A 17,485-nucleotide genomic window follows, 5' to 3' on the forward strand; every position below is an offset into this window, starting at 1 on the left:
CTGCGCTAACGATTTCGTCGGATCGAGCGAAACGAGCTAAGCGAGGGCATTGTCAGCCAGAAACAAAACACTGTATAAATAACCAGACCTAAAGCCTGGGAGCGGCCTTTATGCTGGTGCACCTGTCCGTACACAACTACGCCATCGTTGAACATCTCGATCTCGAACTCGATCGCGGGATGAGCGTGATCACAGGGGAAACCGGCGCCGGCAAGTCGATCATGCTCGACGCCCTGGGCCTTACCCTGGGCGACCGCGCCGACAGCGGCGTGGTCCGCCCCGGCGCAGACAAGGCCGATATCCTCGCCACCTTCGACCTGGCTGATATCCCGGAAGCCAGCACCTGGCTGGCCGAGCGCGATCTCGAGAACGACGGCCCGTGCATCCTGCGCCGGGTGATCACCGCCGAAGGACGCTCGCGCGGCTACATCAACGGTACGCCCTGCCCGCTCGGCGACCTCAAGGCGCTGGGCGAACTGCTGATCGACATCCACAGCCAGCACGAACACCAATCCCTGCTCAAGACCGACACCCATCGCCGCCTGCTCGACGAGTACGCCGGGGCGACCGATCTCGCCCGCCAGGTCCAGCTCGCCGCCCAACGCTGGCGCCAGACCCATCAGGAACTCGAACGCCTTTCCAACTCCGGCGATGAGCAACGCGCCCGCCACCAACTGCTCAGTTATCAGCTTGAAGAACTGGAAAACCTCGGCTTGGGTGATAACGAGCTGGAACAGCTGGAACAGGAACACAAAAACCTGACCAATGCCGAAACCTTGCTGGGGATCTGCCGGCAGGTGGTCGAGCAATGCAGTGAAAGTGATTCCGGCAATGTATTGAATGCCCTCACCGCCAGCCTCAACCGCCTGTCGAGCGTGAATAGCTCCATCGGCGCGCTCGGCGAAGCCAGCAGCCTGCTGACCAGTGCACAGATTCAGGTTGAGGAGGCCGTGGGCGAGCTAAACCGTTTCCTCGACAATTTCGATGCCGACCCGGCCCGCCTTCAGTTTCTGGAAGAACGTCTCGACGCGATCTACACCATGGCGCGCAAACATCGCATCCAGCCCACCGAGGTCGCGGAGATGCAGCAGCGCCTGCTGGACGAAATCGAAACCCTGAATGCCAACGATGAATCCATCGAGCGGCTGAGCGACGAATTGGCGTCCTATGCCCGTCATTATCAGGAGAAAGCCCGGGAGCTGAGTGATCTGCGCCACCAGGCATCGAGCAGCCTGGCCAGCGCCGTGGAGCAGGAAATCCAGCGCCTGGGCATGCCCGGAGGGCGTTTCACTATCGAGCTTCGCCCCAACAACAGTAACGAACTTTTACCGAATGGCCTCGAACAGGTAGAACTGCTGGTCAGCGCAAACCCGGGACAGCCATTGAAGGCCCTGGCGAAAGTGGCCTCTGGCGGTGAGCTGTCACGGATCAGCCTGGCGATTCAGGTCATTACCGCACAAACATCACGCGTGCCAACCCTGGTGTTCGACGAAGTGGACGTAGGCATTGGTGGCCCGACCGCCGAAATTGTAGGCCAGTTGCTGCGTCGACTTGGCGAGCGCGGACAGGTACTGACCGTGACTCACTTGCCACAAGTGGCTGCGCAGGGGCACCAACATCTATTTGTGCACAAAGTGCGGGGCGAGGACGCCACTCGCACCGCCGTCTCCAAGCTGAGCAAAAACGATCGAGTCGAAGAAGTCGCCCGAATGCTGGGTGGTATCGATCTCACCAAGGAATCCCTGGCTCACGCCAAGAAAATGGTGGTGACTGCGAAGGTTTAAGGCGGGCAGAAAGCACGAAGGCGACCCAGAGGTCGCCTTCGTTCGTATCGCGAACCAGGTTCGCGCGACATGCTTACTTTTTCTTGCGTACGTACAGCACCAGATTGTGATCAACCATCTCGAAGCCGTACTTGTCGACGATGGCTTTCTGCAGGCGCTCGATTTCTTCGTCGAAGAATTCGATCACTTCACTGGTTTCGACGTTGACCATATGGTCGTGATGCTTGCCGTCGTCCAGTTCGAAGACCGCATGGCCTCCGTCGAAGTTGTGCCGCACCACAAGGCCAGCTGCCTCGAACTGGGTCAGTACACGGTAAACCGTGGCCAGACCGACGTCCTCGCCAGCCTCCATCAGCGCCTTATAGACATCTTCAGCGCTCATGTGGCGTTGCTCGGCGGAATCGAGCATTTGCAGAATCTTGACCCGTGGCAGGGTCACTTTGAGGCCGGCTTTGCGTAGTTCGCTATTTTCAACCATGGTCAGCTTTCTCGCGATGCTGCTTCGCAGCTTCTCTTAATGCGGGTATGATCGGCGTTTACGTTGTCCCAGCCAAGATAGTGGAAGTCGCCCACCGATGCAAAACACCAAGCTCTTGCTAACCAGTTTCACCTTTGTGGGACTGCTCGCACTCGCCGGTTGTTCATTCCCCGGGGTTTACAAAATCGACATCCAGCAGGGCAATGTCGTCACGCAGGACATGATAGACCAGTTACGCCCGGGAATGACCCGCAAGCAAGTACGGTTTATCATGGGCAACCCTCTGCTGACCGACACGTTCCATGCCGATCGCTGGGATTACCTGTACAGCCTGCAACCCGGGGGCGGTGAACGCCAACAGGAACGCATTAGCGTTATCTTCAACCCTAATGATCAGCTTGTCAGCCTTTCTGGCGATTTCATGCCAGGCGTGAGCCGCGATGAAGCGATTCTCGGCAAGGACAGTGGCACCACGGTCACCGCTCCGGCAGAAAACGTCGAGAAGCCGAAGCCGGAGAAACCGGTCAAGCCAGGTTCGTTGCTGGATCAGATTCAAAAGGATGTCGACGGCGTAGAAACCGTTCCGGTCCCGACGCCAGAACCACTGGACACCTCGCCGCAATAATTTGCGACGCAATAAAAAACCCGGCTGGTCCGGGTTTTTTATTGCCTGTTCATTTTGTCACTCATTGATTCTTGGCTTTGGCCTCTGCCGCCTTCGCAGCGCGCAGTCGCCGAACTTCCTTGGGATCGGCCAGCAGCGGCCGATAGATCTCGATTCGATCTCCCGACTGAACCACTCGCGTATCGGGATCGACAATCACCTTGCCGAATATGCCCACCGGGCACTCGGCCAGATCCAGTTCGGCAAACACCTGGCCGATCCCGGATTTCAACAGTGCGGCGCGAATGGTCGTTCCCTCCGGCACCGCGACAGGCATGAGAACCTGACGATCTACAGCGGCGTACACGACCTCAACGTCAATCATTACCTCAACCATGCATTTGCTTCGCCCGCTGGCAGAATGCATCCACCAGCGTATTGGCCGCCTGGTTGAACAAAGGCCCCAAGGTGGCACGAATAATTGGCCCCGCATAATCAAACGACAGGTCCAGGCTGATCTTGCAGGCTTTATCGCCCAATGGCTTGAACACCCAGACACCGTGCAACTGGGTGAACGGCCCTTCTTCAAGGTTCATTTCGATCGACTGACCGGGGACCAGGGTATTACGCGTCACGAAATGCTGGCTGAGCCCGCCCTTGGCCACACCGACGCTGGCGCGCATGTGTTCGGCGGAACTCTCCAGAACTTCAGCCGATGAGCACCATGGGAGGAATTCCGGATACCGCGCCACGTCGTTGACCAGGTCATAAAGCGCTTGCGCCGGATATGGCAGCAGGGCTGAACGAGAAATGTGTGTCGTCATGTCAGCGTCACTTCCAGAGCTGGGCGGCAAACACTACGAGAATGCCAATGGGCGCCACATAGCGCATCAAGAACAAGGACAAAGCGAACAACGCCGGATTACGAATCGACAACTCTTCACGCACCGCGTCACGACCCATCACCCAGCCTGCAAACACCACGAAACACAACCCACCGAGTGGCAGCATGATTCGCGAGGTGAAGAAATCGATCACGCCGAAGAAGTCGAGGCCGCCTGTCGCCCCCCACTGGTAGAGGTGGAACAACCCGCCTTCGTTCACGAAAAACTTGGCTTCCTTCCAGATATTGAAGGAAAACACTGTGCCCAGACCAACAAACCAGCAAGTAAACGCCAGCCAGAAGGTGACCCAGGCGCGACTGATTTTCGAGCGCTCGACCAGGTAAGCCACCATCGGTTCGAGCAGCGAGATCGCCGAACTCCAGGCAGCAATCGCGACCAGAACGAAGAACACTACGCCCATCAACTGACCAAACGCTACGTTGCCAAAGGCAAATGGCAGGCTGACAAACATCAGGCCAGGGCCTTCGCTCGGATTCAGGCCCGCGGCGAACACGATCGGAAACAGCGCCAGACCAGCCACCAGGGAAACAAAGGTATCAAGCAGCGCCACCCCAACGATGGTTCCGGAAATCGACGAGCTCTTCGGCATATAAGCACCGTAGATCATGATCGAACCAACCCCGACGCTCAGGGAAAAGAATGCGTGCCCCATGGCCGGCAGCAAGCCGTCGAGGACTTTTTCCGGATGGAAGTCGAACATGAAATGCACGCCTTCCATGAAATGCCCGGTAGTCATGCTGTAACCCAGCAGAACAATCACCATCACGAACAGCAAGGGCATCATGATCCGCAAGCTGCGCTCAAGCCCGGCAACCACACCCTTGGCAATCACCACTGCCGACAACAGCATGAAAACTGTGTGCCAAAGTGTCAGCCGCCATGGATCGGCGATCACCGCGCCGAAGTAAGCGCCCACCTGATCGGGCGTCGCGCCCTGGAAGTCGCCACGCCCCATGTCGATGATGTAGTCCAGCGACCAGCCGCCCACCACGCTGTAAAAAGACAGGATCAGCAACGCCGTGATCATCCCGGCGAATGCCCCCCACGACCACTTGGCTGAATGCCCCGCCTCCAGCGCCAGCACCTTCAGGGCATTGGCCGGACTCTGCCGGGCGCGTCTGCCGATGAGGGTTTCTGCGAGCATGACCGGCACACCGATCAGCGCGATACAGGCCAGGAACATCAGTACGAAAGCGCCGCCGCCATAGACGCCAACCATATAGGGGAATTTCCAGATACTACCCAAGCCCACGGCCGAACCGGTCGCGGCGAGTATGAAGACCCAGCGGCTAGCCCAACTGCCGTGGACAGAAACCTTGTCTGTCGACATCGTTATCACGCCCAAGCGTTCGAAAAAGAGCGCGCATTGTCCGGGATTCACTCAACCTGCTCAAGCACGTAGCAACACCGTAGCCGACTCGCGTGCAACTCCCTATAATGCCGCCCCTATGGCTAAACAGAAGAAACACCCAACAGGGACCATCGCGCAGAACAAAAAGGCGCGACACGATTACTTCATCGAGCATAAGTTCGAGGCTGGTCTGGTCCTGGCCGGCTGGGAAGTAAAAAGTCTGCGGGCAAGCAAGCTGCAGCTGGTTGACAGTTATGTGCTGCTCAAGGATGGCGAAGCCTGGCTGCTCGGCAGTCACATTACGCCCCTGACGACGGCCAGCACCCACGTCATCGCTGATCCGGTCCGCACCCGTAAATTGCTGCTCAACCGACGCGAGCTGGAGAAGCTCGCCGCCGCTGTGCAGCAGAAGGGTTACGCCTGCGTGTGCCTGTCCTGGTATTGGAGCAAGCACATGGTCAAGTGCGAGATCGCACTGGGCAAGGGCAAGAAGGAATACGACAAGCGCGACACCGAGCGCGAGCGCGACGCCGGTCGCGAATTGCAGCGTGCGGTGCGCAACAAGGGCAAGGAAGACTGATTTTTCTGCCTGAGTTGATCGTTCCCCACGCTCCGCGTGGGAATGCAGCGATGGACGCTCTGCGTCCGCTTTGTGACGCGGAGCGTCACGGGATTCATTCCCACGCTGAGCGTGGGAACGATCATACCGTCTACATCCCCTTGCGCCGCTCCGCCCGCGCAACGCGTTGCACTTCCTGGCGCACCTCCTCCAACACCTCCTGCACATACAGAATGTGACGACTGGAGACTTCCCTCGCCTGTTCGGCCCGCCCCTCGATGATCGCCTGATACAACTCTCGGTGTTGCGTGATCAACATGTCGCGAGTTTCAGTGCGCTGCTTGTACATGCCGCCGATATTGGTCACGACGTTGCGCTTGAGCAAATCGAACAGTCCGCGAATGGTGTGCAGCAAAACAGCGTTATGACTGGCCTCGGCGATCGCCAGATGAAATTTCGCATCGGCCGCGCCCTCTTCCGCACGACTCACTTCATCGTGACGCGAATAGCAGTCCTGCAACTCATTGAACGCGGCGGTCAGGCGCTCGCGGTCGACATCCGTGGCGCGCAACGCCGCGTAATACGCACAGGACGCTTCCAGAGTGTGGCGGAACTCCAGCAGATCGCGCTGAGCCTCGGGATTACTCTCTAGCAAATGCAGTAGAGGGTCACTGAACGTCGTGCCCAACGACTCCACCACGTAATTGCCGCCACCCTGCCGGCTGACCAGCAAGCCCTTGGCCGTCAGCTTTTGTATCGCCTCGCGCAAAGAAGGGCGTGAAACACCGAACTGTTCGGCCAGCGCGCGCTCGGCCGGCAAGCGCTCACCCGCCTTCAACGTACCCTCAAGGATCATGCCCTCGAGCTGCTCGACAATATCGTCAGACAAACGGCGCTGACGAATCTGATCAAACCCCATAACTCACCTTCTCCAAGATCCGACGGCGCGCCGGCGCTCTATTCTGGCCCATTGCCGCCGTATCGGCACCTGCCATACAGCACCTGAATCCACACAACGCAGCCCATTGCAGTCCCGGTATTCGACAAAAGTTTTAGGGCGGCAAATTGACACACCGCGTGGAAGGCTTTTACCCTACCCAACAGCGATTGTAAATTGGTATTACCAATTATCCAAGAACGCTGATCAGTGCCTGACCAACAACAATTAGGGGCCACCCCATATGCAAACCTGGCAACAGCTCTACAGCCCGCTCGGAAGCCTCGGTTTATCCGCGCTCGCGGCCGTTATACCTATCGTGTTTTTCTTCCTGGCTCTGGCCGTGTTCCGTCTCAAGGGGCACGTTGCCGGTAGCATCACGCTGGCCTTGTCGATCCTGGTGGCGATTTTTGCCTTCCAGATGCCGGTCGACATGGCTTTCGCTGCCGCAGGGTATGGTTTCGCCTATGGCCTTTGGCCGATTGCGTGGATCATCGTGGCCGCTGTTTTTCTTTACAAACTGACGGTCAAAAGTGGGCAGTTCGAAGTGATCCGCAGCTCGGTGCTGTCGATCACTGACGACCAGCGTCTGCAAGTGCTGTTGATCGGCTTCTGCTTCGGCGCGTTTCTTGAAGGTGCGGCCGGTTTCGGTGCACCGGTGGCGATTACCGCCGCTCTGCTGGTCGGCCTGGGTTTCAACCCGTTGTACGCCGCGGGCCTGTGCCTGATCGCCAACACCGCGCCGGTAGCTTTCGGCGCCCTGGGGATTCCGATCATCGTCGCCGGGCAAGTGACCGGCATCGACGCGTTCAAGATCGGCGCCATGACCGGTCGCCAGCTGCCGCTGCTGTCGCTGTTCGTGCCGTTCTGGCTGGTGTTCATGATGGATGGCCTGCGCGGCGTTCGCGAAACCTGGCCCGCCGCTCTGGTTGCCGGCTTGAGCTTCGCCGTGACTCAATACTTCACGTCGAACTTCATCGGCCCGGAACTGCCGGACATCACTTCGGCCCTGGCCAGCCTGATCTCCCTGACCCTGTTCCTGAAAGTCTGGCAGCCAAAACGCGCCGCCGGCCAGCACATCGTCGGGGCCGTATCGGCTTCCGTGGTCAGCGCCAGCGCCGGTGGTTTCGGCCAGAAGCGCACCACCCTGGCATCGCCCTACAGCCTCGGGGAAATCATCAAGGCGTGGTCGCCGTTCCTGATTCTGACCGTGCTGGTGACCATCTGGACCTTGAAGCCGTTCAAGGCGATGTTTGCCGCCGGCGGTTCGATGTACAGCTTCGTGTTCAATTTCGCTATCCCGCACCTTGATCAGATGGTGATCAAGGTTGCACCGATTGTGGCTAACCCGACTGCCATTCCAGCCGTGTTCAAGCTTGATCCGATTTCCGCGACCGGCACGGCGATTTTCTTCTCCGCACTGATCTCGATGCTGGTTCTGAAGATCAACCCCAAAACTGGTCTGACCACTTTTAAAGAGACCTTCTACGAACTGCGGTGGCCGATTCTGTCCATCGGCATGGTGCTGGCGTTCGCCTTCGTCACCAACTACTCGGGCATGTCGTCGACCATGGCCCTGGTGTTGGCCGGCACGGGTGCAGCCTTCCCGTTCTTCTCACCGTTCCTCGGTTGGCTCGGTGTGTTCCTGACCGGTTCCGATACCTCGTCCAACGCACTGTTCAGTTCGTTGCAAGCGACCACCGCCCACCAGATCGGCGTCAACGACACCTTGCTGGTGGCAGCGAACACCAGTGGCGGCGTGACCGGCAAGATGATCTCACCGCAATCGATCGCCGTGGCCTGCGCCGCGACCGGGCTGGTGGGCAAGGAGTCGGACCTGTTCCGCTTCACCCTCAAGCACAGCCTGTTCTTTGCCACGATTGTCGGCTTGATCACGCTGGCTCAGGCCTATTGGTTCACCGGCATGCTGGTGCACTAAAAGCCACAACCGATACGGAAAAAACCGACGCCGGACCACGATTCCGGCGTCAGCTATTCACAACCCGGTCTGTAAGGCTGCTGAAAGAATCTCACTCTATATTCAGCGGCCTCAGCGGACGGATAACCGGGCCCACCCGGAGACACGCCTGATGAGCGAGCTTTTTTACAACGCTGTGCCGAATGCGACCCGTGTCGCCCCGCCACTGCCCGAGCCTCGGCAATACCCCAGCGAGAAACCGCAGCGGGTGTACCTGTTCGGGACCTGCGTAGTGGACTTGTTCTACCCGCAAGCCGGAATGGACGCGATCCATCTACTGGAGCGCGAAGGGATCCGTGTCGAGTACCCGCAAGGGCAAAGCTGTTGCGGTCAACCGGCGTACACCTCGGGTTATACCGAGCAGGCCCGGACAGTGGCGCGCTCGCAGCTGGCGCTATTTGCCGGGGATTATCCGGTGGTGGTGCCGTCGGGTTCCTGTGCCGGCATGTTGCGCGAACACTATGCCGACTTGTTCAAGGACGAGCCGGACACGTTGAAACAGGTCGAGGCCTTGGCGGCCAGGACCTATGAGCTCACCGAGTTCCTGCTGTTCGTCTGCAAGGTGCAGCTCAAGGATAGCGGTGAACCGGTAAAAGTAGCGTTGCACACGTCGTGTTCGGCACGCCGTGAAATGAACACCCACCTGCACGGCCGTGAGCTGTTGTCGCAGCTGAGCAATGTGGAGCGAGTCGACCACAGCCATGAAAGCGAATGCTGTGGCTTCGGTGGGACTTTCAGCGTCCGTATGCCAGACATTTCCGGCGCGATGGTGGCTGACAAGACCCGATCGCTGAAGGAGTCCGGCGCGCACAAGGTACTCAGCGCCGACTGCGGTTGCCTGATGAACATCAACGGCTCACTGGAAAAACAGCAGGAAGCGTTACGCGGTCAGCATCTGGCGAGTTTCCTCTGGCAACGTACCGGAGGTGCCCAATGAGCGCCGCCGAGATTATTCCTACGGTCGCTGTAGAAGAGGATTTCCGCACCCGGGCTCACGAGGCCTTGGGTGATGCGCAATTGCGGGGCAACTTCCGCAGGGCGATGGATTCACTGATGACCAAACGGGCCGCGGCTTTCAGCGATGCCCATGAGCGGGAACATTTACGCGCGCTGGGCAATGCCGTCCGCGCCCGTGCTTTATCGAAGTTGCCCGAGCTGCTCGAGCAACTTGAACAGAACCTGACCCGCAACGGTGTGACAGTGCACTGGGCGGAAACGGTGGACGAAGCCAATGGCATCGTCCTTTCGATCATCCGCGCTCACGAGGGGCGGCAAGTGATCAAGGGTAAATCGATGGTCAGCGAAGAAATGGAGATGAACCACGTCCTCGCTGAACAGGGCATTGAATGCCTGGAATCGGACATGGGCGAGTACATCGTCCAGCTCGACCACGAGAAGCCTTCACACATAATCATGCCGGCGATCCACAAGAACGCCGGTCAGGTCGCGTCCTTGTTCCACGACAAGCTTGGAGTGGAATACACCAAGGACGTTGACCAACTCATTCAGATCGGTCGCAGAGTCCTGCGGCAGAAGTTCTTCGAAGCGGACATCGGCGTTTCCGGTGTCAACTTCGCCGTGGCTGAAACCGGCACCCTGCTGCTGGTGGAAAACGAAGGCAACGGCCGCATGACCACCACCGTGCCACCGGTGCACATCGCCGTGACCGGCATCGAAAAGGTTGTGGAAAACCTGCGCGATGTGGTGCCGCTGCTGTCATTGCTGACACGCTCGGCGTTGGGAATTCCGATCACCACCTACGTCAACATGATTTCCGGCCCGCGCAAGGCACATGAGCTCGACGGCCCGCAGGAAGTGCACCTGGTGCTGCTCGACAATGGTCGCAGCCAGGCCTTTGCCGACAGCGAACTGCGTCAGACCCTGAACTGCATTCGCTGTGGCGCCTGTATGAATCATTGCCCGGTCTATACCCGAATCGGCGGCCATGCCTATGGCGAGGTCTACCCCGGCCCTATCGGAAAAATAATCACCCCGCACATGGTTGGCCTGGCGAAAGTCCCGGATCATCCGAGCGCCTCTTCCCTGTGCGGCGCTTGCGGCGAGGTATGTCCGGTAAAAATTCCGATCCCGGCGTTACTCCGTCGTCTTCGGGAAGAGAACGTCAAAGCCCCGGACAGCCCACATCAAGTGATGCGCGGCCAGGGCAGCAAATACTCGCGCAAGGAGCGGTTCATCTGGAACGCCTGGGCGAAGCTCAATAGCTCACCGACGCTGTATCGCCTGTTCGGTTTTGCCGCGACGCGCCTGCGCGCCCTTGTGCCGGACAATGTCGGCCCATGGACGCAAAACCACAGCGCACCGAAACCCGCTGCCCGCTCACTGCATGACATGGCGCGCGAACATTTGGCCAAACAGGGAGACCGTCGATGAGCGCCAAGCAAAACATCCTCGCCAAACTGCGCAAAAGCCTGACAGGCACCACACCGGTGGCTGACAACTTCGATGTCGATCTGGTGACGCAGCCTTACACCTACGCACCGGAACAGCGCATCCCGCAACTGCGCAAACTGATGGAAGCGGTGCACACGGAAATCCACCTGACGTCGGCTGAAGGCTGGCCTGAGTTGCTTGGGCAATTATTGAAGGATCGCCAATTACCGAGCCTGTTGATTGCACCGACCACACCCCACGGGCAGCGTGTCGTACAGTACTGGGAGAAAAATCCTGATCTGCCGGCACTCAAGGCCTATGATCGACCGGTCGAAGAGTGGAAAGCCGAGCTGTTCAACGACACTCCGGCGAGTCTGACTACGACCCTAGGCGCCATCGCCGCGACCGGCAGCCTGATCATCTGGCCGACACGGGAAGAACCGCGATTGATGAGCCTGGCGCCACCGGTGCATTTCGCCCTGCTCAAGGCCAGTGAAATCCGCGACAATTTTTATCAGGTCCAGCAGGAGTTCGAGTGGGCGCAGGGCATGCCGACCAATGCCCTGCTGGTGTCCGGCCCGTCGAAAACCGCTGACATTGAACAAGTGCTGGCCTACGGCGCCCACGGTCCGAAAGACCTGGTGGTGCTGATCCTGGAGGATCAATGACTTTACCGGCCGCTTTCCTGCGTGATGCACAGCAACTGATTCCCTGCGAACGGCGCTTCGACGACCCGTTGTCGACCCTGGCTTTCGGCACCGATGCCAGTTTCTATCGGCTGATCCCGCAACTGGTGATCCGCGTCGAATCCGAAGATGAAGTGGTAGCGCTGCTGAAACTGGCCCAGCGCGATAAGGTGCCGGTGACCTTCCGCGCCGCCGGCACCAGCCTGTCCGGGCAAGCCATCAGCGACTCAGTGCTGATCGTCCTTGGGGATAACTGGAACGGTCGTGAGATCCGCGGCCAAGGCACGCAGATTCGTCTGCAACCCGGCGTAATCGGAGCACAAGCCAATGCCTGGCTTGCGCCGTTCGGGCGCAAGATCGGACCGGACCCGGCATCGATCAATGCCTGCAAGATCGGCGGCATCGTCGCCAACAATGCCAGCGGCATGTGCTGTGGCACGGCGCAAAATACCTATCACACGCTGGCCGGCATTCGTCTGGTTCTAGCCGATGGCAGCCGTCTGGACACTGAAGATGCCACCAGTGTCGCGGCGTTTCGGCAAAGCCATGCAGAGCTGCTTGAACGCTTGGCGACGCTAGGCCGCGAGACCCGCGCCAATGCCGAACTGGCGGCAAAGATTCGCCACAAATACCGTCTGAAAAATACCACCGGTCTGTCACTCAACGCCCTGGTGGATTACGACGAACCTGTGGATATCTTGAGCCACTTGCTGGTCGGTTCCGAAGGCACACTCGGCTTCATCAGCGCAGTGACCTACGACACGGTGATCGATCACCCTAACAAGGCGTCGGCGCTGATTGTGTTCCCGGATGTGGAAACCTGCTGCAACGCGGTCACCGTGCTGAAAAGCCAACCGGTGTCGGCAGTAGAACTCCTGGACCGGCGCAGTCTGCGCTCGGTGCAAAGCAAACCCGGCATGCCCGCTTTCGTACAACATTTGTCGAACAATGCTTGCGCCCTGCTGATCGAATCCCGCGCAGCGTCGTCCACTTTGCTGCATGAACAACTGGCGCAGATCATGGCGTCGCTGGCGTCGTTCCCGGTGGAGAAGCAAGTCGACTTCACCGAAGATCCGCTGGAAAACGCCCGTCTCTGGGCGATCCGCAAGGACACCTTCCCCGCCGTCGGTGCGGTGCGCAAAACCGGAACCACGGTAATCATCGAAGACGTGACATTCCCGGTGGAACAACTGGCCATCGGCGTCAATCGCCTGATCGAGTTGTTCGACAAACATCACTACGACGAAGCGATCCTTTTCGGACACGCACTGGAAGGCAATCTGCACTTCGTCTTCACTCAGGGCTTCAACAGCCCGGAAGAAGTCGCACGCTACCAGGCGTTCATGGACGACGTCGCGCAACTGGTCGCGGTGGAGTTCGGCGGCTCGTTGAAGGCTGAGCACGGTACCGGGCGCAACATGGCGCCATTCGTTGAGTTGGAATGGGGCAGCGATGCCTATCAACTGATGTGGCAGCTCAAGCGTCTGCTCGATCCCAATGGCATTCTCAATCCGGACGTGGTGCTCAGCGAAGATCCGCAAATCCACCTCAAGCACTTGAAACCCTTGCCGGCCGCCGACGAGATTGTGGATAAGTGCATCGAGTGCGGGTTCTGCGAGCCGGTTTGTCCGTCGAAAGGCCTGACCTTGAGCCCGCGCCAGCGCATCGTGATCTGGCGCGATATCCAGGCGAAGAAACGCGCCGGTGTCGATACCCGTGAACTTGAAGCGGCTTATGAATACCAGGGCATCGACACCTGTGCCGCGACCGGTCTGTGTGCGCAACGCTGCCCCGTGGGAATCAACACCGGCGAGCTGGTGAAAAAGCTTCGCGGCCAACACGCCACTCATACGAAAACCGCCAATTGGCTGGAAGGCAATTTCGCCACAGCCATGCAAGGCGCGCGCTTCACACTGCATGTAGCCAACGGCGCAAGAATGTTGCTGGGCGCGCCACGATTGGCAAAGTTGTCGGCAACGCTGACCCGCTTGTCCAAAGGCCAGGTCCCGCAATGGACCAGCGCCATGCCGCAGCCGGAAAAAGCCATTCGCTTCAGCCCATCGGTGACCGACGAACGCCCGCGCGTGGTGTATTTGGCAGCCTGCGTTTCACGCGCTATGGGGCCGGCGGCCGGCGACAAAGAACAAATGTCGCTGTACGACAAAACCCGTGGCCTGCTGGAAAAAGCCGGTTATCAGGTGGTCTTCCCGGACAATCTGGACAATCTCTGCTGCGGCCAGCCGTTCGCTTCCAAGGGTTATGCCGAACAGGCCGAACACAAACGCCAGGAACTGATCGGTGCCCTGCTCCACGCCAGCCGTGGCGGGCTCGATCCGATCTACTGCGACACCAGCCCCTGCACCTTGCGCCTGACTCAGGATCTGGGCGACGTGCGCCTTGACCTGTACGACCCGGTGCGTTTCATCCGCACGCATTTGATGGATCGACTGGACTTCATCCCACAAGAGGCGCCGATCGCGGTACATGTCACCTGCAGCACACAACACCTGGGCGAAAGCCAGGCATTGATCGATCTGGCGCGCAGATGCAGCAACAACGTGGTCATCCCGGAAGGTATTCACTGCTGCGGCTTTGCCGGTGACAAGGGCTTCACGACGCCAGAACTCAATGCTCACTCGCTGCGCACGTTGAAAGACGCCGTGCAGTACTGCGAAGAAGGCATCTCTACCAGTCGCACCTGTGAGATCGGCCTGAGCCAGCATGGCGGGATCGATTATCACGGATTGGTTTACCTCGTGGACCGCGTGACGCAAGCTCGTCCGGTTTGAACAGGCGGCTTGCGTAGAAGGGGTGTTTTCGCCCCTTTTTGCTTTGCAACACCATCATCAACCCGAAAAAAAAACCGAATTCCTGCGCGCGGCTATAGTCATTTGACTAGGCTCTTTGAAAGGAGCTTATAACCACCTCGGCCAGCAGCCCGCGTTATCGGCAGCACCGAGCCCACATGCGCAAGGAGATACCCATGAAGCACTCTGCAATTGCTGGAATGTTCATCGCTGCTGCAATGTTGGCGTCGCCGGTGTTTGCGGCGGATAAAGACCTGTGTACCGATAACCTTCAAACCATTGATGACTTCGTAAACAGTGCGCCCTCTATTCCGGAAGGCACTCTGGACAGCGTCAAAGCAGCGCAGACAAAAGCCAAGGCAGCCCAGGCGGCAGGCAACGACAAGGATTGCGTAGAGATTTCCAGCGGTATCATTACCAAAATGCAGATTCGAAACCCAACGCGGAACTGATGCCAGGTGCGGCCAACCTTCGGGTTGGCCTTCCGGGCCACAATGTCGTAGACTGTTCGTGCTTGTTGCTCATCCGTTTCACGAGCAATGAGTTCGGGGCCGTTTAGGATTCGACGCCGGTTGCGAAACTTTAGGTGCATGCCGAGTTGGTAACAGAACTCGTAAATCCACTGTTGCAACTTCTTATAGTTGCCAATGACGAAACCTACGGGGAATACGCTCTCGCTGCGTAAGCAGCCTTAGCTCTTCCCTTCTGGTACCTTCGGGTCCAGCAATCATCAGGGGATGTCTGTAAACCCAAAGTGATTGTCATATAGAACAGAATCGCCGTGCAGTACGTTGTGGACGAAGCGGCTAAAACTTACACAACTCGCCCAAAGCACCCTGCCCGTCGGGTCGCTGAGGGTTAACTTAATAGACACGGCTACGCATGTAGTACCGACAGCGGAGTACTGGCGGACGGGGGTTCAAATCCCCCCGGCTCCACCAACTCAACAAAAAAGACGTCCTCGGACGTCTTTTTTTGTGCCTGAAATTCAGCCTCCTCCCCCAATGTCAATAATCCTCGAAAGGCTCTACGCCGCATCCTCGCGGCATGGGCCGGGCGACGCTTGGCGTTTTTCACAGGATGCCCGTGCCACCGTTCATCGTCGGGGCAGAAAATAATCTTTGACATTATTGAGGCTTCGGCAGATTATTATTACATCGCATACGATCTAATCGAAAGCGACCAACAACATCAGCCCATTGCCGTTGGAGATTCAGCCATGAACACCGGAAGCCGCCAGACCCAGATCAATCCGACCTTCCACGCTTCCAATGGCCACAACGGCAACAACTGGATCACAGCAACAGGCAATCAATAGATCGTTTACCGTATCAAACAAATCGTATGCGATGTTATCGCATAGAATGCAACCCTTGAAGGAACCGTCCCATGAGCAAGATCGAGAAAGTACTGGCCACCGGCAAAACCCACACTACCCTGAGCAACGCTGGCACCATCTCGCGTGGCCATAACGGCAATCTCGACATCGAGCTGTCGTCCCCCGGCTCGACTCAGCCGGCTCATGTGTTTGCCGCCACCCAACCGCATCCGAAAGCCGAGCAATTGTTCGCCGGGGCATGGTCGGCCTGCTACACCGCAGCGGTTGGCCTGGTCGCGGCAGAGCGCAACATCGCACTGCCGGCAGACCTGGCCGTCGACATCGAAATCGACCTCGGCCAGACCGGCCCGGCTTACTTCCTTCAAGCCCGGCTGACCGTGCGCGTGCCGGGGCTGGCCCACGACGTCGCGACCGAACTGGCACATATCGCCGACTCCATCTGCCCGTACTCCAAAGCTACACGCGGCAATATCGACGTTGCCCTGAGCGTTATTACCGCCTAATACATCGCATGCGATGTTAGCGCACACGAATTTAATAACTGAAAACCTGAGGACATCATCATGAGCAAGATCGAAAAAGTACTGGCCACCGGCAAAACCCACACCACCCTGAACAGCGCTGGCACCACTACGCGCGGGCATAACGGCAGCCTCGACATTGCATTGTCGTCCCCCGGCAGCGCCACGCCAGCGCATGTAATCACCGGTGTGCAGCCGCACCCGAAAGCCGAGCAACTGTTCGCCGGGGCATGGTCGGCCTGCTACATCGCCGCAGTAGGTCTGGCGGCGCAGCAGTTAAAGGTAACGCTGCCAGCCGATACCGCCGTCGACATCGAAGTCGATCTGGGCCAGACCGGCGCAGCCTACTTCCTCCAGGCCCGACTGACCCTGCGCGTGCCCGGCCTGTCACACGAAATCGCCACCGAACTGGCACACAACGCCGATGCCATCTGCCCGTACTCCAAGGCAACACGCGGCAACATTGATGTCGCCATCAACGTCCAGACCGCGTAACGCTGTCCACGGCCGGTCCGCCAGGGTACTGTTCTCCCGCTGGACCGGCCACCGGCTTCAATCACCGGTCACAGTGGACGATACGCCAAGGTCTGAGCACTTCCGACACCATCGCATGCGATGTATAGTCGAGACTTGCAACCCATCCGTCCTTGCCCAGAGAGAATGCGCATGAAATCCACTGACAAGACATCCGCTCTCGACCTGAAGCTTTCCGAGTTTTTGTGCTTTGCGGTTTATTCTTCCAACCTTGCCTTCGGCAAGGCTTACAAACCCATGCTCGAACGAATGGGCTTGACCTACACGCAATTCATCACCCTCGTTGCGCTGTGGGAGCAGGATGACCAGACCGTTGGCAGCCTCGGCGAAAAGCTGTTCCTTGAATCCAACACGCTCACGCCGATTCTGAAAAAACTCGAAGCGATGGGTTATTTGCTGCGCCAACGCGACCCGGAAGACGAACGCCAGGTGCGGATCAGCCTGACGAAAGAGGGACGAAAACTGCGTGAAGAACTGAGCGAGGACGGCTTCCCGCAAACCGGTCTTGATCCTGACGATTTCGTGCAAATGCAGCAGGCCATTGTGAAGCTGCGCAACAACCTTATCCGCACGACAAAAGATCGTCACGAGGCTGAGTAGACGACAGCTTC

General features: G+C 58.5%; 17 protein-coding genes and 1 other RNA gene. 13 read left to right on the top strand and 5 right to left on the bottom strand.

Annotated elements, in window-relative coordinates:
- Nucleotides 1-110: 110 nt before the first annotated feature.
- Complete coding sequence (recN, locus tag D8U18_RS27685) at nucleotides 111-1,784, top strand: DNA repair protein RecN (protein ID WP_130906236.1); 1,674 nt, start codon at nucleotides 111-113, stop codon at nucleotides 1,782-1,784.
- A gap of 73 nt (nucleotides 1,785-1,857) precedes the next feature.
- On the opposite strand, the gene fur is transcribed toward recN, so the two are convergent.
- Nucleotides 1,858-2,262: a ferric iron uptake transcriptional regulator gene (gene fur, locus D8U18_RS27690; RefSeq protein WP_003197684.1), complete on the bottom strand. Its 405-nt coding sequence runs from the start codon at nucleotides 2,260-2,262 to the stop codon at nucleotides 1,858-1,860.
- 97 nt (nucleotides 2,263-2,359) lie between these two features.
- On the opposite strand from fur, the gene D8U18_RS27695 reads away from it, so the two are divergent.
- On the top strand, nucleotides 2,360-2,887 hold the full coding sequence (locus D8U18_RS27695; RefSeq protein ID WP_034148348.1) for an outer membrane protein assembly factor BamE: 528 nt from the start codon (nucleotides 2,360-2,362) through the stop codon (nucleotides 2,885-2,887).
- A gap of 61 nt (nucleotides 2,888-2,948) precedes the next feature.
- Here the strand turns inward: D8U18_RS27695 and D8U18_RS27700 are convergent, their stop codons facing one another.
- From D8U18_RS27700 to D8U18_RS27710, 3 genes are read right to left on the bottom strand one after another with little or no spacing between them, the layout of a single operon-like run.
- Nucleotides 2,949-3,263, bottom strand: a complete 315-nt coding sequence (locus D8U18_RS27700) for an RnfH family protein (RefSeq protein ID WP_056854955.1) — start codon at nucleotides 3,261-3,263, stop codon at nucleotides 2,949-2,951.
- Nucleotides 3,256-3,690 (bottom strand): type II toxin-antitoxin system RatA family toxin, encoded by a 435-nt coding sequence (locus tag D8U18_RS27705; protein ID WP_056854954.1) that lies wholly within the window; start codon nucleotides 3,688-3,690, stop codon nucleotides 3,256-3,258. The genes D8U18_RS27700 and D8U18_RS27705 overlap by 8 nt, the downstream gene beginning before the upstream one ends.
- A gap of 7 nt (nucleotides 3,691-3,697) precedes the next feature.
- Nucleotides 3,698-5,101: a sodium-dependent transporter gene (locus D8U18_RS27710; protein ID WP_056854953.1), complete on the bottom strand. Its 1,404-nt coding sequence runs from the start codon at nucleotides 5,099-5,101 to the stop codon at nucleotides 3,698-3,700.
- Nucleotides 5,102-5,219: 118 nt separating this feature from the next.
- On the opposite strand from D8U18_RS27710, the gene smpB reads away from it, so the two are divergent.
- Nucleotides 5,220-5,702, top strand: a complete 483-nt coding sequence (gene smpB / locus D8U18_RS27715) for an SsrA-binding protein SmpB (RefSeq protein ID WP_007933497.1) — start codon at nucleotides 5,220-5,222, stop codon at nucleotides 5,700-5,702.
- A gap of 130 nt (nucleotides 5,703-5,832) precedes the next feature.
- Here smpB and D8U18_RS27720 read toward each other — a convergent pair whose 3' ends face one another.
- Complete coding sequence (locus D8U18_RS27720; RefSeq protein ID WP_056854952.1) at nucleotides 5,833-6,600, bottom strand: FCD domain-containing protein; 768 nt, start codon at nucleotides 6,598-6,600, stop codon at nucleotides 5,833-5,835.
- Nucleotides 6,601-6,862: 262 nt separating this feature from the next.
- Between D8U18_RS27720 and D8U18_RS27725 the strand changes: the two genes are divergently transcribed.
- The 10 genes from D8U18_RS27725 (at nucleotide 6,863) to D8U18_RS27770 (ending at nucleotide 17,474) form a co-directional block, all read left to right on the top strand.
- A complete protein-coding gene (locus tag D8U18_RS27725; RefSeq protein WP_131109165.1) occupies nucleotides 6,863-8,557 on the top strand; it encodes a lactate permease LctP family transporter in 1,695 nt (564 codons plus the stop codon).
- A gap of 151 nt (nucleotides 8,558-8,708) precedes the next feature.
- Nucleotides 8,709-9,533, top strand: a complete 825-nt coding sequence (locus tag D8U18_RS27730; protein ID WP_130906232.1) for a (Fe-S)-binding protein — start codon at nucleotides 8,709-8,711, stop codon at nucleotides 9,531-9,533.
- A complete protein-coding gene (locus D8U18_RS27735) occupies nucleotides 9,530-10,987 on the top strand; it encodes a LutB/LldF family L-lactate oxidation iron-sulfur protein (RefSeq protein ID WP_131109167.1) in 1,458 nt (485 codons plus the stop codon). Before D8U18_RS27730 ends, D8U18_RS27735 begins: the two co-directional genes overlap by 4 nt.
- Nucleotides 10,984-11,655: a lactate utilization protein C gene (locus D8U18_RS27740; protein ID WP_131109169.1), complete on the top strand. Its 672-nt coding sequence runs from the start codon at nucleotides 10,984-10,986 to the stop codon at nucleotides 11,653-11,655. The genes D8U18_RS27735 and D8U18_RS27740 overlap by 4 nt, the downstream gene beginning before the upstream one ends.
- On the top strand, nucleotides 11,652-14,462 hold the full coding sequence (locus D8U18_RS27745) for an FAD-binding and (Fe-S)-binding domain-containing protein (RefSeq protein ID WP_131109171.1): 2,811 nt from the start codon (nucleotides 11,652-11,654) through the stop codon (nucleotides 14,460-14,462). The genes D8U18_RS27740 and D8U18_RS27745 overlap by 4 nt, the downstream gene beginning before the upstream one ends.
- A 194-nt stretch (nucleotides 14,463-14,656) precedes the next feature.
- Entirely contained in the window at nucleotides 14,657-14,932 is a 276-nt protein-coding gene (locus tag D8U18_RS27750; RefSeq protein WP_056854946.1) for a hypothetical protein, read from the top strand.
- Between the two features lie 95 nt (nucleotides 14,933-15,027).
- Nucleotides 15,028-15,421, top strand: a transfer-messenger RNA (tmRNA) gene (gene ssrA / locus D8U18_RS27755).
- Between the two features lie 448 nt (nucleotides 15,422-15,869).
- Nucleotides 15,870-16,322: an Ohr family peroxiredoxin gene (locus D8U18_RS27760; protein ID WP_131109173.1), complete on the top strand. Its 453-nt coding sequence runs from the start codon at nucleotides 15,870-15,872 to the stop codon at nucleotides 16,320-16,322.
- A 60-nt stretch (nucleotides 16,323-16,382) separates the two neighbouring features.
- Nucleotides 16,383-16,835 (top strand): Ohr family peroxiredoxin, encoded by a 453-nt coding sequence (locus D8U18_RS27765; RefSeq protein ID WP_131109175.1) that lies wholly within the window; start codon nucleotides 16,383-16,385, stop codon nucleotides 16,833-16,835.
- A gap of 171 nt (nucleotides 16,836-17,006) precedes the next feature.
- Nucleotides 17,007-17,474, top strand: coding sequence for a MarR family transcriptional regulator (locus D8U18_RS27770; protein ID WP_056854943.1), 468 nt, complete (start codon nucleotides 17,007-17,009; stop codon nucleotides 17,472-17,474).
- The last annotated feature ends 11 nt before the right edge of the window (nucleotides 17,475-17,485 follow it).

The sequence above is a fragment of the Pseudomonas sp. Sample_10 genome (assembly GCF_004321495.1).
Taxonomy (GTDB): Bacteria; Pseudomonadota; Gammaproteobacteria; order Pseudomonadales; family Pseudomonadaceae; genus Aquipseudomonas.